Raw genomic sequence first — 17,758 nt, forward strand, 5'->3', positions numbered from 1 at the left:
CAGAAAGCAGTCCCCTTTGGCACACCTTCTTGGCGGCGAGAACCTCTCGGTTTCGTACGCAACGCGCACCGTCCTGGACGGCATCACCCTTGGACTCGAGGAGGGTGACCGGATCGGCATGGTGGGCCGGAACGGTGACGGCAAGTCCACGCTGATGCGCCTGCTGGCGATGCGGTCCACCCCGGACTCCGGCCGGGTGACCAAGCGCAGCGAGGTCAACATCGGCTACCTGGACCAAAGCGACGTGCTCGACGGCGACCTCACCGTTGGTGCAGCGATCGTCGGGGACCAGGCCGACTATGAATGGGCCCGCAACCCGCAGATCCGCGAGGTCATGGGCGGCCTGGTGTCCGATGTCGACTGGCACGCCAACGTCCACGCCCTTTCCGGCGGGCAGAAGCGGCGGGTGGCGCTGGCCAAGCTCCTTATCGAGGACCACGACGTGATCATGCTCGATGAGCCCACAAACCACCTCGACGTCGAAGGCGTCGCGTGGCTTTCCCGGCACCTGAAGACCCGCTGGCGGGCCAACCAGGGCGCGTTCCTGGTGGTCACCCACGACCGCTGGTTCCTCGACGAAGTCTGCACCAAAACCTGGGAAATCCACGACGGCATCATGGACCCGTTCGACGGCGGATACGCCGCCTATGTGCTGGCACGCGCCGAACGCGACCGCGCGGCGAACGTCATGGAAGGCAAACGCCAGCAGCTCGTCAAGAAGGAGCTCGCGTGGCTGCGCCGCGGCGCACCGGCCCGCACGGCCAAACCCAAATTCCGGATCGAGGCCGCCAACGCCCTCATCGCCGACGTCCCCGAACCCCGCGACTCGACGGCATTGAGCAAGATGGCCACCGCACGGCTCGGCAAGGACGTCCTGGACCTTGAGAACGTCTCGCTCGACTTCCTCGGCGGAGACGCCGGCCAGAAGCTCTTCGACAACATCACCCTGCGGCTTGCCCCGGGGGAGCGGCTCGGTCTGGTGGGCGTCAACGGCGCCGGCAAGACCACCCTGCTGAAGCTTTTGAACGGAGAGATCCAGCCGAGTTCCGGCAAGGTCAAGCGCGGCAAAACGGTGGTCACCGCGGTCCTCACCCAGGAAGTCAAAGAGCTCGACGACGTCTCCGACCTGCGCGTCATCGAGGTTATCGAGCGCGAGAAGCGGTCCTTCAACGTGGGCGGCAAGGAGTTCACGGCCGGCCAGCTTGTGGAGCAGCTTGGCTTCACCAACGAGAAGCAGTGGACCCCGGTCAGGGACCTCTCCGGCGGAGAGCGCCGCCGCCTTCAGCTGCTGCGCCTGCTGGTGGGCGAACCCAACGTCCTGATGCTCGATGAGCCCACCAACGACCTCGACACCGACACGCTCGCCGCCGTCGAGGATGTCCTGGACGGCTGGCCCGGCACCCTTGTGGTGGTCAGCCACGACCGCTACCTGCTGGAGCGCGTCACCGACCACCAGATGGCACTCCTGGGCGACGGGAAGATCCGCGCCCTGCCGCGCGGCGTCGACCAATACCTCGAACTCCGCGAATCCGCCCTCGCCGGCTCCACCATCACCGGCGGCGGCAATCCTGTGACGGGTGCGAGCGGCAGCTCCACGCCCGCAGCCACCGGAGCCTCCGAAGCCGAGAAGCGCGACGCCCGCAAGGCCAAGAACCGCATCGAACGCCAAATGGGCAAGCTCGAACAGGCGGAAAAGAAGGTCCACGACCAGATGGTCAAGAGCACCGCCGACAGCGATTTCGACGCCCTGGCCGAGCAGAACAAGAAACTCAAGGACCTCGCCGGAGAACGCGAAGCCCTGGAACTCGAATGGCTCGAAGCCCTGGAAGTCCTCGGCGAGTAACCCTCTGTTGGTCCTGCGCGAGTAGCGGCTTTGGGTGCCGGCGCCGGCCCTTCCGCGTCGCTTAGACACAGCACATAGGGAGCGCTCCGGTCGCTGGGCGACCTGCGCCCTCCGATGTGCCGCGATGCGCTCCTTTCCGAGGGACCGCCTCCGGCGCGGAACCTCACCTATGCGTCGTGTCTAAGCGACGGCGAAGGGCCACTGCGCCGCGAAGGCAACCACAAGCGTTTGAGAAGGTAGCCGGGCTAACCCTCGGACTTCAGCTCCGGGTCCTTTTTGAGGCCTGTCAGGCCGTTCCAGGCGAGGTTTACCAGGTGGGCGGCTACGGTGTGTTTGTCGGGCTGGCGGCTGTCCTGCCACCACTGGCCGGTCATGGCAACCATGCCCACGAGCATTTGGGCGTACATGGCTCCGTCGTCGGCGCTGAGGCCGCGGCGGTCGAATTCGTCGGAGAGGATGTGTTCCACGCGTGCGGTGACCTGGGAGAGCAGGGTTGAGAACGCGCCTTCGGGCTGGGACGGGGGAGCGTCCCGCATCAGGATCCGGAAGCCTTCGGTGTGGTCCTCGATGTAGGTGAGGAGGGCCAGTGCGGCCCGTTCCACGAGGACGCGCGGTTTGGCTTCCTCGGTCAGGGCAGCCGTGATCGAGTCCAGCAGGATCCGGAATTCGAAGTCCACCACCTGCGTGTACATGCCCTCTTTGGAGCCGAAGTGCTCGTAGATCACAGGCTTTGACACGCCTGCGCAGGCCGCGATCTCCTCGATGGTGGTGCCGTCGAGTCCGCGCGCGGCGAACAGGCCACGGCCGACGTCGATCAGCTGGCTGCGCCGCTGCACGCCTGTCATCCGTGTCCGGGGTGGGTTGTTGCTCACATTTCCATCATGCCCCAGTGCCCATGACTGGCGTCGTTGAAACCGCCGGAACGGGCCCCGGGACAGCGGCCAGGACGCCGCGATTCGTGCTCGTGTCGCGGGCTGCCCTGAACCCGTGGCAAAATAACTACTTGTGCCTTGGCCTTGCGCCACTGGCATGGTCCGCCCTGGTGTAATGGCAGCACCCCGGCCTTTGGAGCCGTGGAGTATAGGTTCGAATCCTATGGGCGGAACTGCTGTGCCAAAGAGCGTCCAGTAGTATGAACTCGGTGCCCCGCCAGGCTTGTGGCCGGACCGGCACCGCGCCCAGCGCCACGCGCAACTAAGCAAGGAGAGCCCGTACGTGATCCCCGAGAATACCGGCCCAGCCGCCGTCATTGTTCTGGCAGCAGGCGCCGGTACACGGATGAAATCCCGTACACCGAAGATCCTGCATGAGATCGGCGGCCGCTCCATGGTGGCCCACGCACTCCTCGCGGCCCGCAGCATCAACCCCGGCCGGTTGGCCCTGGTGGTCCGCCACGAGCGTGATCTGGTTGCCGGCCACCTGAATGAGCTGGACCCTGCGGCCGTGATTGTGGACCAGGACGACGTGCCCGGCACCGGCCGCGCCGTCGAAGTGGCACTGCAGGCTTTGGACGCCCAGGAAGAACTTTCCGGCACCGTGGTGGTCACTTACGGCGATGTTCCCCTCCTCACCGGAAGCCTCTTGGCGGACCTGGTGGCCACCCATGAACGGGAGGCTAACGCCGTCACGGTGCTCACCGCCCTGCTCGACGACGCCACGGGCTATGGCCGGATCCTCCGCGGCGATGACGGCTCAGTCACCGGCATCCGCGAGCACAAGGACGCCACGGAAGCCGAACGCCTGATCCGCGAGGTCAACTCCGGCATCTATGCTTTCGACGCCGCAGTCCTCCGCGACGCGCTGGTCCACGTCACCACGGAGAACTCGCAGGGCGAAAAATACCTCACCGATGTGCTGGGCCTCGCGCGGCAGTCAGGCGGCCGGGTTGCCGCCGTCGTCACCGAAGACCGCTGGCAGGTGGAGGGCGCCAACGACCGCGTGCAGCTGGCAGCCCTCGGCGCCGAACTCAACCGCCGGACTGTTGAAGCCTGGATGCGGGCCGGAGTCACCGTTGTTGACCCGGCCACCACCTGGATCGATTCCACCGTCACCCTGGACGAGGACGTCCGCATCCTCCCCAACACGCAGCTGCACGGTGCCACCACTGTGGCGAGGGACGCCGTCGTCGGCCCCGACTCCACCCTGACCGATGTGCGCATCGGCGAGGGCGCCACCGTGACCCGCACCCATGGTTCCGGGGCAGTGATCGGCGCGCGATCCGCCGTCGGCCCCTTCACCTACCTGCGGCCGGGCACTGTGCTTGGCGAAACAGGCAAAATCGGCGCGTTTTACGAGACCAAGAACGTCACGATCGGCCGCGGCTCCAAACTGTCCCACCTCGGTTACGCCGGCGACGCCGAAATCGGCGAGGACACCAACATCGGCTGTGGCAACATCACAGCCAATTACGACGGCGAGAAGAAGCACCGCACGGTGATCGGCTCGGGCGTCCGTACAGGTTCCAACACAGTGTTTGTTGCACCGGTCACCGTGGGGGACGGTGCCTACAGCGGCGCCGGCGCGGTGATCCGCAAGGACGTCCCTGCGGGGGCGCTCGTCCTGTCTGTTGCTGCCCAGCGCAATGCCGAGGGCTGGGTTGTTGCCAACCGCCCGGGCTCACGATCGGCGGAACTGGCCCAGGCAGCCAACTCAGACTCCTCAAGTACCCCAGCATCGACAGAAGAGGGCTAGCAATAATGAGCGAAATTACGGCACACGGCGAGAAGAAGCTGGTGCTGGCCGCCGGGCGGGCACACCCTGAGCTGGCGCGGGAGATCGCCAAGGAGCTGGGGACCGAACTGCTGCCCATTGATGCCTACGACTTCGCCAACGGGGAGATCTATGTCCGCGCCGGCGAAAGCGTCCGGGGAACCGATGCATTCGTCATCCAGGCACACCCGGCACCGCTGAACAACCACCTGATGGAACAGCTGATCATGATTGATTCGCTGAAGCGGGCGTCCGCCAAGCGGATCACGGTGGTTTCACCGTTCTACCCATACGCACGGCAGGACAAAAAGGGCCGCGGCCGCGAACCCATCTCCGCCCGCCTCGTGGCAGATCTGTACAAGACCGCCGGGGCTGACCGCATTATGAGCGTTGACCTCCACACCTCGCAGATCCAGGGCTTCTTCGACGGTCCGGTGGACCATCTCATGGCCATCCCCCTCCTGGCGGACTACATCCGGACCCGCGTCGCCGCGGACAACGTCACCGTGGTGTCCCCGGATACCGGCCGCGTCCGTGTCGCCGAGCAATGGGCCGAACGCCTGGGAGGGGCTCCGCTGGCATTTGTGCACAAGAGCCGTGACCTCACCGTTCCCAACCAGGCTGTGTCCAAGACCGTGGTGGGCCAGATCGAAGGCCGGACGTGCGTCCTGATCGATGACATGATCGACACCGGTGGCACCATTTCCGGCGCGGTCCAGGTCCTGAAGAACGCCGGGGCGAAGGACGTCATTATTGCCGCGACGCACGCCGTGTTCTCCGAGCCCGCCGCGCAGCGGCTGGCCGAGTCCGGGGCCCGCGAAGTGGTGGTCACGAACACGCTGCCCCTTGCCGCCCACCAGCACTTCCCGCAGCTCACGGTACTGTCCATCGCGCCGCTGATTGCCCGCGCCATCCATGAAGTCTTCGACGACGGTTCGGTCACCAGCCTGTTCGACGGCAACGCCTGACATTTCGGCGTTCCCGCCGGCCGGCGCCGGCGCCCGTTTTCAGTAATCGGGTCCGGCGCTGGTAAGCTTTTCACGATTACCTTGGCGAGGGAGAGCATCCGGGAAACCGGACTGCAGGTCTCCGTTATCGACTGGGTCTGAATCTCCCTTCTGGAAGGGCCGCCTCACGGCCGCCCGGCGTTGAAGGTCGTAACAGACCTCCGCCCTTGCTGAACACCACTTAGTCTTCCGAGGAGATACACATGTCTGAGCAGAAGCTCGCAGCAGAAGTACGCACCGAATTCGGCAAGGGCTTTGCCCGCCGCGCGCGCATGGCCAACCTGATTCCTGCCGTCATCTACGGCCACGGTGCCGAACCGATCCACATCACGCTTCCGGCCAAGGCCACCACGCTGGCAGTCCGCACCGCCAACGCCCTGCTGTCCCTGGACGTCAACGGCGAAGAGCACCTGGCCCTGGTCAAGGACGTCCAGCGCGACCCCATCAAGCAGATCATCGAGCACATCGACCTGCTGACCGTCATCAAGGGCGAGAAGGTCACCGTGGACATCCCCGTCCACCTCGTTGGCGAACTGGCTCCGGGCAACGTCTTCAACCAGGAACTCACGGTCATCTCCCTCGAGGCCGAGGCAACCCACCTGCCCACCGCCATCGAGGTTGACATCGAAGGCCGCTCCGCCGGACAGCACATCCACGCTTCCGATCTGGTTCTGCCCAAGGGCTCCGTCCTGTTGGCCGATGCTGACGCCCTGGTTGTCAACATCTCCGAGGCCACTGAGGTCAGCGACGAAGAGGCCCAGGCTTCCACCGAAGCCGCAGCCGAGTAGCAACTACTCTGACTTGCCGTTGTGGCCGGGCCCTCGTCGGGGTCCGGCCACAGCCATGTCCGGACCACCTTAGGATTGAACAATGACTGACACCTGGCTGATCGTAGGCCTCGGAAACCCCGGGGCCGAATACCAAGGCAACAGGCACAACGTCGGCCAGATGGTTCTGGACGAACTCGCCGGCCGGCTGGGCGGGAAATTCAAAACGCATAAGTCACGGGCGCAGGTCCTGGAGGGACGCCTGGGGATCGGCGGCCCGCGCGTGGTGCTTTCCAAGCCCATGACCTACATGAATGTTTCCGGCGGACCGGTGGCGGGCCTGGCAAACTTTTACGGCATCGGACCGGACCGCGTGGTGGCGGTGCACGATGAGATCGACATCCCGTTTAACACGGTGAAGCTGAAAGTCGGCGGCGGTGAGGGCGGCCACAACGGGCTCAGGGACATCTCCAAGGCGCTCGGCACCAAGGATTACCTGCGGGTCCGGGTGGGTGTCGGCCGGCCACCAGGCCGGATGGAGACCGCAGATTATGTGCTGCGTGACTTTGGCACGACGGAGCGCAAAGAGGTTCCATTTCTGTTGGATGAGGCCGCTGATGCCGTGGAGATGCTGGTCAGGGAGGGTTTGACAGCGGCCCAGCAGAAGTTCCATCCGGCGAAGACCGACGTGTAGCAATTGGACTAAAAATGCCGCGTCCCTGTTCACCTTTCGCTGCCAAGGGGTAGTCTTCTTCCTAAGCGGGGGAGCGATGGGGCTTGTTCCCGCTTTAGTGGGATGTAGGGGATAAGTTCATGTCAATCGAGCCACTCAGCTGGGGACGTGGGTCACCGCTCAACGACCCTGAGCGACGCACGGAACCTGCCGGAGCATCAGAGCCACCGCGATGGTCTGTGCCCGCACGCAGCGCTAACCTCGAAGCCGTCCGCACCGCCCTGACCAGCCCGGACTCTCTGGGCGTTGTTGTCACAGGCGGACGTGGGGTGGGCAAATCATCCTTGGCCAGGACAGCCGTGTCCGAGCTTGGCCCCGATGTTTGGACGCTGCAGTTGCGCTGCGGGACCACTTCCGGCGACACCCCTTACGGCTGCCTGGCGTTTCTGCTCGCGCGCCTTCCCCAGGCCTACATGGGTTCCCCTACCGCCATCCTCCGGGGCATAACGTCACTGATCAGGAGCGACGCCGCCGGGCGGGAGTGCGTGATCACCTTGGACACCACCGGCAGAATAGATGACATGAGCGCCGGCGTCCTGCTCAACATCCTGCTGACCGGGACTGCCCGCATCGTCGCCGTCGCGCCCACCATCAGCGATCTGCCGGCCGACTTCCATTGGCTCCTCACCGACCGCCGGCTGACTGAGGTGCGGCTGGACAACCTCAACGAGCTGCAGACCCGCCAGGTGTTGCTTTCACTGCTGGGCCACCGGGTCTCCGCCTCCCTGGTCAGCACCTTCCACACGATGGTGGGTGGAAACCCGCTCCTGCTCAAGGCGCTGGTGACCGAGCAGCAGCAATCCGGGAACCTGGTCCTGTCCGACTCGGTCTGGACGCTGCGGGACAAGGTGGTGCTTGATGGCGCGGCGAGCCTTGAGGACATTGTCCGGTCACGTTGGTCCCGGCAATCTCCCCAGGAACAGGAAGTCATCGAAATGCTTTCCTGCGCCCGGAGCGTGGAGCTGTCCAGGCTAACTGCCGTCTACGGTGCCGGAATCGTGGCGGATATGGAAGATGCGGGCCTGCTGGAGATCGATGCGTCGGAAAGCCGCTGGGTTTCGCTGCGGGAAATGTACCTCGGCGACGTCGTCCGCTCCTGGCTGAGCATCACGCGGCGCCGGGAACTGCGGAGCCTGCTCCTGGACGGCCAGGAGCCGAACCCTTCCACCATGACCATGGAAGAGCTGATGGCGTTCGCCGCCTGGACCCACGAATGTGAAGCCGAGCTGAGCCCGCCCATGGCGCTGGCCGCAGCCGAAGCCGCCGTCCAGGTCTTTGACCCCCACTTTGCCCTCAAGTATGCCGAGACGCTGAGGAGGAATGATCCGGAATGGGTGCCAGGCCAGCGGCAGAAAGCCGCCGCATTCCTGCTCCTGGATCTCCCCATACAGGCCATGGCGGCTCTGGACGACATTTCACAGCCGCAGCTGGACAGCTTGGATGTCGACGAGTATGCCCAGGTCATCGCAGCCAAATCACAGGTGATGGTCTGGCTCCCGGAACATGCCGACAGGGTTCCGGCCTTGCTGCAGACCGCGCGCGAGCGGCTCGGAGCGCAGCCAGGCATCGCGAAGGGCTGGCCGGATCCGGTTGCTGCAGCAGCCAACAGGATCAGCCTTTCCGAATTCGAATACCAGGCATTTGTTGGAGATTACGCCGCCGCTATCCCGGCCCTGGAAGCCGCGGCCGACCCCGAATTGAACTCGGACACCTGGTTCCGGATGACGTCATCCCTGATCCTGATGAGCGCCCTTTCGATGACCGGACGGGAGATGGACGCCCTGAGCCTGATGCGGCGGCTGGGCGGGCAGATTTCCGATGCCGGAGAGATCGTGGGACTGCGCGAGAAGTTCACCGGACGGGCCTACAACGTCCTGCTCACCGCTGGGCAATGGCGCCGCTGCATAGACCTCCTTAATCCGCCCGCAGCGCGCGACATCCACCAGCTTCCCTACCGGAGCGCCGCCGCAGAACTGGCAGCCGGCATCGCCTATGTGTACGCGGGGAGAGGCGCAGTGGCCCTTGATTCATTGCTGTCAGCGGCCGCCCAGCTGGAGCTGCGGCCGGCTCAGGGCATCCGCCGCGCAGCCTACGCCGCGGTCGCCTTCGCGTATGCACAGATTGGCAATGCCGGGCAGTCACGGAAGTATTTGGACAAGCTGCAGCGGACCGGGGGCACGGCCGACCATGCCACGCGAAGCATCACAGAATTCTGCGCTGATATGGCTGGCCGGTGGCTGGGCGATGCTGACGCCTCCACACGCCTGAAGGCATCTGCCCGGCGGGACATCGCAGCAGGAAGATACACGCTGGCGGGAATCAGCCTGCTCGGAGCCACTGTCCACGGTACAGAAGCGGATTTCCGCCTGCTCGAAGAGGTGGCCGGCCATCGCCAAGGCCCCTTGGCGGAAATCTCGCGGCTCATTGCCGTGGGCAGCAGGACCCGTGACGCCAAGACTTTACTCGCTGGCGCGGAACTGGCCGCCACGCTGGAGCTGGACGCCGTCGAAGCCCGGTGCATGGCGCTGGCCGTTGACTACGCCCGCCAGGCCGGTGACCCAGCCTCAGCCCGGACCGCCCAAGCACGCCTGGACGTCCTGGCAACCACCATGGCGAGCCTGCCCATCGTGCCGAGCAGCGGCAGCCCCCTCCTGACCAGCAGGGAGCGGCAGATTGCGCGGCTTGCCGGCCGGGGCGCGTCCAACCGCGATATCGCGCTGGATATGGGCGTCTCCGTCCGCACCGTGGAAGGCCACCTCTACCAGGTCTTCACGAAACTGGGAGTAACGTCCAGGGGTGATCTGACTGGACTCGTCTAACGGCCACTCACCGAAACCCGGCACCGCGCACCGTCCGCTCACGGGGCGGCGGCAGCCGCTGGACCGGATCTGCAACATCATCCGGACCCGCACCAGCCAGGCGGTGTTCCTCATGGCGGGCCCGGGCATCGGCAAAACCACGTTGACTGAGGCCATCACCGAGCGGCTTGCCGCTGAGATGATCGTTGTCCAGATCCATGGAAGCTCGTCGCTCTCGCGCGTTCCTTTTGGCATTCTGGCACCCTATACAGCCGAGCTGACGGCCGAGGATTCCGTATCCCCGGTGGCGGTGCTGAGGTCCGTCTGGAGCTACTTCGAGAAGCTCAAAGCAGGCAAAGACACGCCTTTGCTGCTCATGATGGACGACGCCCATCACCTCGACGAGGCGACGGCCAGCATCGTGGCCGATATGATTTCCGCAGGCTGGGCCAGCGTCGTGGCGGCGGGCAGGCCGCGGCCCGGGCTGCCGCAGCCCCTGGCGCAGCTCTGGTACGACGGCCTGGCCGATCGTGTGGATCTCCGTCCCCTGAACCGGGAACAGATCGAGGAAGTCCTCGCGCATGCCCTGGACGGCACCATCCCGGCCGGAACCGTTGACACGATCTGGAGCGCTTCCGGCGGTAATCCACGGGTCCTCGATGCTTTGCTCCACGATGCCGCCGAGGGCGGCCAGCTCGCAAAGCGGAACGGGATCTGGATGCTGCTGGGTCCTTTGCCGGCCGAAGGACCAAGGCTCACCAATGTTGTGGTGAAAGACATGCTCCGCCGCGCTCCGGAAGAACAGGAAGCCCTGAAGCTGATTGCCCTGGCCGGGCCCGTCAGCCGCAAGGTGATCGAGGACATCAGCGGCGCAGAAATTGTGCGCTCCCTGCTGGACCAACAGATGGTGGTCGAAAGCCAGGGCACCCCCGCTGATCTTCGGATCTGGAACGCCATGTTCGGCCAGGCCCTTCGGAAAACCATCTCGGTCTCGCGGAGCCTGCAGCTGCTGGAAAAGATCCAAGGGCACCTGCGAACCGCGCCCGGCGGGTCCGAGGGAACCGCGCCCGGCGGGTCCGAGGGAACCGCGCCCGGCGGGTCCGAGGGCCGGTTGCGGGCCGTGGAATGGGCTCTCGAGTGCGGACTGAAGACATCCGAGCCCGAGCTCCTGGAGGCGGCCGGCACCGCACTGGACCACTTCAGGAACCGGAGCAGCTGGACCATGGCAGCCAAGGTGGCGAACCCTGCCATCGTGCCACAGGCAAAGGTCATCCAGGCGAGGGCTCTCTACAACGAAGGCGACTACGCCGGCGCGGCAAAGCTCCTGGACGGTTGCTGGCTGCAACTGGGAAGCGGCGCTTCGGCTGCACCCGCCCTGATGCTCAGGGCAATGGTCCACCAAGCTTTGGGAACACCGCTGGCGGTGTTTGCAGCCGAGTCCAGGGAGGCGCTCCGCAGCTTCGGTGCTGAAGCTGGTGCCGGCACTCAGAATGAAGCTGACGCGCAAGCTGACTCCGGTGAAGAAGCCGGTCCGGTCACGGCCTGGCAGGAGCAGCTGCTGCGCCTTCTGGAACTCGGTGACGCCGGTAACTGCGAGGCGCTGGACAATGAGGTGCAGGATCTCCGGAGCCGTAACCCCGGAACCCCTACCCACAGTGCCCTGTGTGCGGTGGGAGCGGCCTTGCTGGCCCACGCCCTCGCTGCATCCGGACGCTCCGTCCAGGGCCTGGATGCCGCACTGCTCGCGGCCTCGGAACTTCCTGCCCTGGAAGGTGGAATCTTCTTCTTCAACGAATTTGTCCTGGGCCGTCTGGTGGCCGACTACCTGGCCATGGGGGACTGGGAGTCTGCCGAGCGGGAACTCGTGGACTACACGGCAGCAGAGCCGCGGGCCGCGGAAGCCTTTGGCGGCAGCCTCCAGGTACTCCGTGGATACTCACTGCTGCGGCAGGGGCGGATTGAACGCGCCTACCAAACTCTGCTGCCTGCGGTGGAGACACTGCGGCTCAACGATCCCCTGCAACTTTTTCGGTTCGGTTCTTCGCTGGCGTTTTATGTTGCCTCGAGGCTGGGCGATGCCGCTCAATCCAGCCGGCTTGAACTTGACTACAAGGATTCGCCGCAGGGTACGGCAAGCCAGGAGATCCTGGCAACGGCCTACGCCGCCGCGGGTTCGGAGTACGTCACCCGGGACGGGAAAGGGCTGGCAGCCCTCCACACCCTGGCTACTATCCCGGAAGTATCCGCCCGGTCAGGAACACTCCTGGAACTTTTAGCCCTCTGTTGGGACTTGGGCGACCATTCCGTCATCCCCCTCGTGCATTCCCTGGCTGGAAACGTCGAAGGCCGTTGGGCAGCGGCAATGTTCACCCTTGCGGACCATTGGGAGTCCGCGGACGCTGATTCCCTCATGGAGACGGCAGCCAGGCTTGAAGCCGAAGGATTCGTGAACGTTGCACGGGAAGCCTACGCCCGGGCAAGCTCCGTTCTGGAGGCTGCAGGTGAACGCCGTCGTTCCCGCCAGGCGGTTGCCCTTCGGGAGAAATGCGACCACGAACTGGGCGAGCGGTTCCGGGAAGGCCAGTTCATCGCGGCGGCGCCCACGGTTCGCCTCACCCGACGGGAACAGGACATCGTGGAGTTGGCTGTCCAGGGCCTTACCGACAGGGACATCGCCCAGCGGCTGATGGTGTCCGTGCGGACAGTGGAAGGCCACTTGTACCGCACCTACGTGAAACTCGGGGTGCGGAGCCGCGACGAACTGTCCACCGCCCTCGCCCACTAGGTGGCCCGGAGCTGTTCCCAAGCGTTGACTCCACTGCATCGGCTATATTGCGGATGCATCGGCTATATTGCGGGCCATTCCTGGACTGCCTCCTGCCCTGGTTCCTGCCCTGCCTCCTGCCCCGTTTCGCCGCGCCGGCTCCTGTTCAATGTGCCTTGAGCCGGCTACTCGGCAGCCGTGGTGCGGGCTGATGCGGCGACGCCGGGTGGCGGTGGCTGAAATGCGCGTATCAGCCAGGCGGAACCCGTAGCCGCGCCGTCGAAGTAGAGTACCGCCTACTCGTGCCGCGGGGGTTCCCATGCGCTTAACTTGGAGAGGCAGACAGAGGTGGCCGCAACCGCCGCAAGTCCCGCCAAACAGACTTTCCAGGTCTTGTCTCGATACTGACTCTCCGGCCCACGGGCCGGACCGAGACTGGGCCGGCGACGTCAGAGTCTTCTGAGACCGAGGCTCTCCCCCCAGCCGTCGCCGGCCCTCCAATCCGCGGGTGAAGCCCGGAGCCACAGTGGCGGTCGCCCCCGGCGGCCGCCACAGTGGTGTTGTGGGACAATTGAATGTCAATCCATTGGCATTTCAAGGAGTTCACTTTGGCCTTAGTTTCAACGCCAGCCACGCTGGAACATGCCGTTCCTGCCATGGACAACGCCGAGGTACTCAGAATCAGGAATGACTTCCCCGTGCTCAACCAGCTGGTGAACGGCCAGCCGCTGGTGTATCTGGATTCGGGTGCCACTTCGCAGAACCCCCTCAGCGTCATCGAAGCCGAGCAGGAGTTCTACGAACAACGCAACGCTGCCGTCCACCGCGGGGCCCACCACCTTGCCGTTGAGGCCACCGAGGTCTTCGAAGATGCGCGCCAGACCATTGCGGACTTCATCGGCGCGGAATACGAAGAGACCGTGTGGACGTCCAACGCCACTGAAGGCCTGAACCTCGTTAGTTATGCGCTGTCCAATGCCAGCTTGTGGGCTGCCCAGGGGCGCGGCGACGCCCGGCTGAAGGAACTCGCCGTTGGGCCCGGGGACCAGATCGTGGTCACCGAAATGGAGCACCACGCCAACCTGATCCCTTGGCAGGAATTGGCCTTCCGCACGGGCGCCACCCTGCGTTATATCCCCATCGACGACGCCGGAGTCCTCCAGCTGGACATTGCCGCTGAGATCCTGGGAAACAGGACCAAGGTGCTCGCCTTCACGCATGCGTCCAATGTCCTGGGCACCATCAACCCTGTGAACGAACTCGTGGCGCTTGGCCGGGCGGCGGGAGCGCTGGTAGTGCTGGACGCCTGCCAGTCCGCGCCGCATCTGCCCCTTGATGTCAAGGAGCTCGACGTCGACTTCGCCGTGTTCTCCGGCCATAAGATGCTGGCGCCTACCGGAATCGGTGTCCTGTACGGCAAGCAGGACCTCCTGGACGTCCTGCCGCCGTTCCTCACCGGCGGTTCCATGATCACAACCGTGACGATGGAACGGGCAGAGTACCTGCCCTCGCCGCAGCGTTTCGAGGCAGGCACCCAGCGGATCTCCCAAGCCGTTGCCCTGGCAGCCGCTGCAAGTTACCTCACCGAAACTGGCCTGGAGCGTGTGCACCGCTGGGAGTCCGAACTTGGCCAGCGCATGGTGGCCGGGCTGGAGGCCATCCCCGGAATCCGGGTTCTGGGACCCGCCGCCGGCCAGGAGAGGATCGGCCTGGCCGCGTTCGACGTCGACGGTGTCCACGCGCACGACGTCGGCCAGTTCCTGGATTCCCGCGGCATTGCTGTCCGCGTGGGGCACCATTGCGCCCAGCCGCTGCACCGCCGCCTGGGACTGACCGCCACCACCAGGGCCAGCGCCTACCTGTACAACACCACCGACGACGTCGACGCCTTCCTGGAATCCGTTGCGGGCGTCCGCTCCTACTTCCGCGTCTGACACGACCACCGAAGGTATACACCATGAGCCTTGACCAGCTGTACCAGCAGATCATCCTTGACCATGCCAAAACCCGGCACGGCAGCGGGCTGGCCGGCATCGACGCCCCTGCCGGGGCTACCACCGGCCAGTCACACCAGCTGAACCCCGTCTGCGGCGACGAAGTCACGCTCCGGGTAGCGGTGGAAGATGGCAAGGTGGCGCAGATTTCCTGGGACGGCGCCGGGTGTTCCATCTCGATGGCCTCGGCCTCGGTCCTCAGCGAACTCGGTGAGGGACTGACCGTGGACGAACTCCACTCGATCATCGGCAATTTCCGGGAAGTCCTGCGCTCCCGCGGGAAGATCCACGCGGATCCGGAAATCCTTGGTGACGCGGCCGCGTTTGAGGGCGTGGCCCGCTACGCCGCGCGGGTGAAATGCGCCATGATTTCCTGGGTAGCCGCCGAGGATGCGCTCAACCAGGCCGCCTAGACAAAGCAGACAGGCGCCGTGCCTGGCAGAGTTCCTGCCGGGCACGGCGCCCGCTTGACCCGCTGTTACCCGAACAGGCCCATAACCCCGATGACGGCCGTGGCAGCCCCCAGCACCATGGAGATGCTGACGAGCACCAGATGGACGTTGAGGAACTTCGTGGCCTTGCCGGCCGCGTCCCGCGCCCGGGGATCCTTCATCACCCGGCGCAGGAACTGCGGCCAGACCACCAGGGACCAGACGCCCGCGATGATGAGCAGGATGGCGGCAAAGAGGGGGAGTTGCATGGCTTCAGTGGCTTTCCAGCCAGGCCTGAGCCTGCTGCGACTGGATGTTCAGGGCCTTTGCCACCATGGGCTCGGCCGCGTCGGCGATTTTGCCGCCCAGGAACGGCACTGACGAGGTCACGTTGCCTTCCAACTCCACGCGGGTGCTGCCGCCGTCAGCAACGAGTCGCTGGACCGCCGTCACGTCAAGGGGTGCGCCCGCGATCTTCAAGGTGATGTTGCTCTGGCGGGAACCGTCTGCCGCCGGGGCGTCCCAGTTTTCCACCTGCGTTACCGTGAGCTTGTCACCAACAAACTTGCGGGCGATCTCCGGCAGGCGGGTGGTGGGCAGAGTGCGGACCGAGGTGGTGCTGAAGGCCCCGGAAACATCGCCATCCACGGCGAAGGACTCAAGGGTGCCGCCAACGAATTCACTCGTGTGCCGCTGGAAGTCCTCGTTGATAAAAACAGCAGCGACGCTGTCGACGGCGTGCGGAAGGGTGGTGGTTGCACTCAGTGCCATGGGTCCTCCAGGATTTGGGGTCAGAACGCTTTTTGCTCCCCACATCCTACGGGGAGCCCGGCTTGTTCTCAGAACCGGCCTCCGCGCGCTCCGCCTCGACGATCTTCTTCGCCGCTGTGGTGATGTTCCGCGCCATCGCCGGAAAAATGAGGCTGTGGAAGGGCAGCACGGCCAGCCAGTAAAGCCTCCCGCTGAGGCCCTTGGGGAAGAAGATGGCGCGCTGCCGGTAGCGGCTCCCGCCGCCGTCGGGCTCTACGGACAGCTCAAGCCAGGCGCGCCCGGGGGCGCGCATCTCTGCCCGCAGGCGCAGGAGTTTCCCGCGGTCTATCCGCTCCACGCGCCACCAGTCCACCACCTCGCCCGACGCGAGCTTGCCGGGGTGCCGGCGTCCCCGCAGGAGCCCCGCGCCGCCGGTGAGCTTGTCCAGCCAGCCACGCACCCGCCAGGCGAGGGGCAGGGAGTACCAGCCGTTCCGGCCACCGATTCCCTCGATAATCGTCCACACGTGGGCCGGATCAACGTCCCCGTGGAACGTCCGCTCATCCACGAAGACTTTGTGCCCTGACCAGTCCGGATCGCTGGGCAGGGGATCGGCATCAGCGCCCGCGTTGGCCCATGTGGTCTCCACCTGCCCGTCACGTTCCTTGCCCAGTGCCAGGGCAACCGCGCGCCGGTAGGGCGTCAGGCCGCCTGCAGGCACGGGAATCACGGCATCAATGTCGTGTTCCCGGGACACGGCGTCGTGCTGCAGTGACTGGACCAGCGGAAGCGACATGGACAGTGGGATCGGCGTGGTGAGGGCCACCCACAAGCCTGCGAGTTTGGGCGCGGGAATGGGCAGCGCCAGAACCACCCGGTACGGCAGTCCGGCCTCGGCGGCGTACTCCTTCATCATGCCCGCGTAGCTCAGCACCTGGCGGCAGCCAATATCGAACGTGCGGTTGATGGGCCCGGTAAGGGACGCGGCGCCCACGAGGTAGTGCAGCACGTCCCGGACGGCGATGGCTTCAATCTTGTTCCGCACCCAGCTCGGGGCCGGCATCAGCGGAAGGGTTTCGGAGAGGTGCCGGATCATCTCGAACGATGCAGACCCGGACCCGATCACCACCCCGGCCTGGAACACCACGGCGTCCACCGGACTGTCCAGGAACACCTTCCCCACTGCCTCCCGGGACCGCATGTGCGTGGACAGTTCCACGTTGGCCGGGTGGAGGCCGCCCAGGTAAACGATCCTCTCCACGCCGGCGTCCGCGGCCGCCTTCGCGGCGGTGTCCGCCATCGCTTTTTCCTTGGCCTCGAAGCCGGACCCGGCGGCCATGGAGTGCACCAGGTAGTACAGCACGTCGACGCCGGCCAGCGCGTCGCGGAGGGCCCCGCCGTCGTCGAGGCTGCTTTCGACCACCACAACATCATCAAGCCAGGGCACGCCGGCGATCTTGGCTGATGTCCGTACCAGGACTTTGACGGTGTGCCCGGCCTCCAGCAGCCGCGGGACCAGGCGGCCACCGATATAACCCGTGGCCCCGGTCACGAGGACGGTCCTAAGGATGCCGTTCATGTGGATCCCCTATGAATGTCGTAAAAGGGCGTCAGTACCGAACCAGCTTAGCAATGCTGGCAGGGGGTCTCGCGCTGCTGACACTGGCCCAAGATTTTCCAAAGGCTACCCATAGATATTGGGCTCATTCCGTAAATGAGCGGCCGCGACGAGGGGAATCTGTCTGTAATCGATGGAGGAAAGTCATGGTACAAGATGGAAGGAAGCGATGGTTCGGTGACTTAGCGTCCGCCATGCGAATAAAGAGGATGCCATAGCGGCGTACCTCTGGCTGATGGACAACTCGACCGAACGCAGACTCCGACCTAATAAGTGAGTAGGGGCAGGTCCCGGAACATCCGGGTCATGCCTGTCTTTGTTTTTTGCCGCTCGTTGTACGTCGG

13 protein-coding genes and 1 tRNA gene are annotated in these 17,758 nt (G+C 65.2%); 10 read left to right on the forward strand and 4 right to left on the reverse strand.

The window, feature by feature from the left end:
• The first annotated feature begins 16 nt into the window (after nucleotides 1-16).
• Nucleotides 17-1,843 (forward strand): ABC-F family ATP-binding cassette domain-containing protein, encoded by a 1,827-nt coding sequence (locus J2808_RS14085; RefSeq protein WP_309817690.1) that lies wholly within the window; start codon nucleotides 17-19, stop codon nucleotides 1,841-1,843.
• A gap of 245 nt (nucleotides 1,844-2,088) precedes the next feature.
• On the opposite strand, the gene J2808_RS14090 is transcribed toward J2808_RS14085, so the two are convergent.
• Nucleotides 2,089-2,715 carry a TetR/AcrR family transcriptional regulator gene (locus J2808_RS14090; protein ID WP_309817693.1) on the reverse strand — a complete coding sequence of 209 codons (627 nt, stop codon included), beginning with the start codon at nucleotides 2,713-2,715 and terminating at the stop codon, nucleotides 2,089-2,091.
• Between the two features lie 161 nt (nucleotides 2,716-2,876).
• Here J2808_RS14090 and J2808_RS14095 point away from each other — a divergent pair.
• The 9 genes from J2808_RS14095 to sufU all read left to right on the forward strand — a co-directional run bounded on the left by J2808_RS14095 (nucleotide 2,877) and on the right by sufU (nucleotide 15,028).
• Nucleotides 2,877-2,948 (forward strand) — tRNA-Gln (locus J2808_RS14095).
• 110 nt (nucleotides 2,949-3,058) lie between these two features.
• On the forward strand, nucleotides 3,059-4,534 hold the full coding sequence (gene glmU, locus J2808_RS14100; protein WP_309817696.1) for a bifunctional UDP-N-acetylglucosamine diphosphorylase/glucosamine-1-phosphate N-acetyltransferase GlmU: 1,476 nt from the start codon (nucleotides 3,059-3,061) through the stop codon (nucleotides 4,532-4,534).
• 5 nt (nucleotides 4,535-4,539) lie between these two features.
• Nucleotides 4,540-5,520, forward strand: a complete 981-nt coding sequence (locus tag J2808_RS14105) for a ribose-phosphate diphosphokinase (protein ID WP_309817699.1) — start codon at nucleotides 4,540-4,542, stop codon at nucleotides 5,518-5,520.
• Nucleotides 5,521-5,762: 242 nt separating this feature from the next.
• Nucleotides 5,763-6,347, forward strand: a complete 585-nt coding sequence (locus J2808_RS14110) for a 50S ribosomal protein L25/general stress protein Ctc (protein ID WP_309817702.1) — start codon at nucleotides 5,763-5,765, stop codon at nucleotides 6,345-6,347.
• An 82-nt stretch (nucleotides 6,348-6,429) separates the two neighbouring features.
• Complete coding sequence (pth, locus tag J2808_RS14115; RefSeq protein ID WP_309817705.1) at nucleotides 6,430-7,020, forward strand: aminoacyl-tRNA hydrolase; 591 nt, start codon at nucleotides 6,430-6,432, stop codon at nucleotides 7,018-7,020.
• A gap of 119 nt (nucleotides 7,021-7,139) precedes the next feature.
• The gene (locus J2808_RS14120) at nucleotides 7,140-9,878 is read left to right on the forward strand and encodes a LuxR family transcriptional regulator (RefSeq protein WP_309817708.1); all 2,739 of its coding nucleotides are present in this window, start codon (nucleotides 7,140-7,142) and stop codon (nucleotides 9,876-9,878) included.
• On the forward strand, nucleotides 9,865-12,642 hold the full coding sequence (locus J2808_RS14125) for a helix-turn-helix transcriptional regulator (RefSeq protein WP_397428067.1): 2,778 nt from the start codon (nucleotides 9,865-9,867) through the stop codon (nucleotides 12,640-12,642). Before J2808_RS14120 ends, J2808_RS14125 begins: the two co-directional genes overlap by 14 nt.
• Nucleotides 12,643-13,229: 587 nt before the next feature.
• The gene (locus J2808_RS14130; RefSeq protein ID WP_309817715.1) at nucleotides 13,230-14,555 is read left to right on the forward strand and encodes a SufS family cysteine desulfurase; all 1,326 of its coding nucleotides are present in this window, start codon (nucleotides 13,230-13,232) and stop codon (nucleotides 14,553-14,555) included.
• 23 nt (nucleotides 14,556-14,578) lie between these two features.
• Nucleotides 14,579-15,028 carry a Fe-S cluster assembly sulfur transfer protein SufU gene (gene sufU, locus J2808_RS14135; RefSeq protein ID WP_309817719.1) on the forward strand — a complete coding sequence of 150 codons (450 nt, stop codon included), beginning with the start codon at nucleotides 14,579-14,581 and terminating at the stop codon, nucleotides 15,026-15,028.
• 65 nt (nucleotides 15,029-15,093) lie between these two features.
• On the opposite strand, the gene J2808_RS14140 is transcribed toward sufU, so the two are convergent.
• From J2808_RS14140 to J2808_RS14150, 3 genes are read right to left on the reverse strand one after another with little or no spacing between them, the layout of a single operon-like run.
• Complete coding sequence (locus J2808_RS14140; protein WP_309817722.1) at nucleotides 15,094-15,315, reverse strand: SCO4848 family membrane protein; 222 nt, start codon at nucleotides 15,313-15,315, stop codon at nucleotides 15,094-15,096.
• Between the two features lie 4 nt (nucleotides 15,316-15,319).
• Nucleotides 15,320-15,817, reverse strand: coding sequence for a DUF2505 domain-containing protein (locus J2808_RS14145; RefSeq protein ID WP_309817724.1), 498 nt, complete (start codon nucleotides 15,815-15,817; stop codon nucleotides 15,320-15,322).
• A 46-nt stretch (nucleotides 15,818-15,863) separates the two neighbouring features.
• Nucleotides 15,864-17,375, reverse strand: coding sequence for an SDR family oxidoreductase (locus tag J2808_RS14150; RefSeq protein ID WP_309817727.1), 1,512 nt, complete (start codon nucleotides 17,373-17,375; stop codon nucleotides 15,864-15,866).
• Nucleotides 17,376-17,758 lie beyond the last annotated feature (383 nt).

It is taken from the genome of Pseudarthrobacter sulfonivorans (assembly GCF_031454915.1).
Lineage (GTDB): Bacteria > Actinomycetota > Actinomycetes > Actinomycetales > Micrococcaceae > Arthrobacter > Arthrobacter sulfonivorans_C.

Coding starts and splice junctions, on each gene's coding strand:
- J2808_RS14120 (WP_309817708.1), top strand. CDS start 7,140: ATGTCAATCGAGCCACTCAGCTGGGGACGTGGGTCACCGCTCAACGAC.
- pth (WP_309817705.1), top strand. CDS start 6,430: ATGACTGACACCTGGCTGATCGTAGGCCTCGGAAACCCCGGGGCCGAA.
- J2808_RS14140 (WP_309817722.1), bottom strand. CDS start 15,315: ATGCAACTCCCCCTCTTTGCCGCCATCCTGCTCATCATCGCGGGCGTC.
- sufU (WP_309817719.1), top strand. CDS start 14,579: ATGAGCCTTGACCAGCTGTACCAGCAGATCATCCTTGACCATGCCAAA.
- J2808_RS14145 (WP_309817724.1), bottom strand. CDS start 15,817: ATGGCACTGAGTGCAACCACCACCCTTCCGCACGCCGTCGACAGCGTC.
- J2808_RS14150 (WP_309817727.1), bottom strand. CDS start 17,375: ATGAACGGCATCCTTAGGACCGTCCTCGTGACCGGGGCCACGGGTTAT.
- J2808_RS14110 (WP_309817702.1), top strand. CDS start 5,763: ATGTCTGAGCAGAAGCTCGCAGCAGAAGTACGCACCGAATTCGGCAAG.
- J2808_RS14105 (WP_309817699.1), top strand. CDS start 4,540: ATGAGCGAAATTACGGCACACGGCGAGAAGAAGCTGGTGCTGGCCGCC.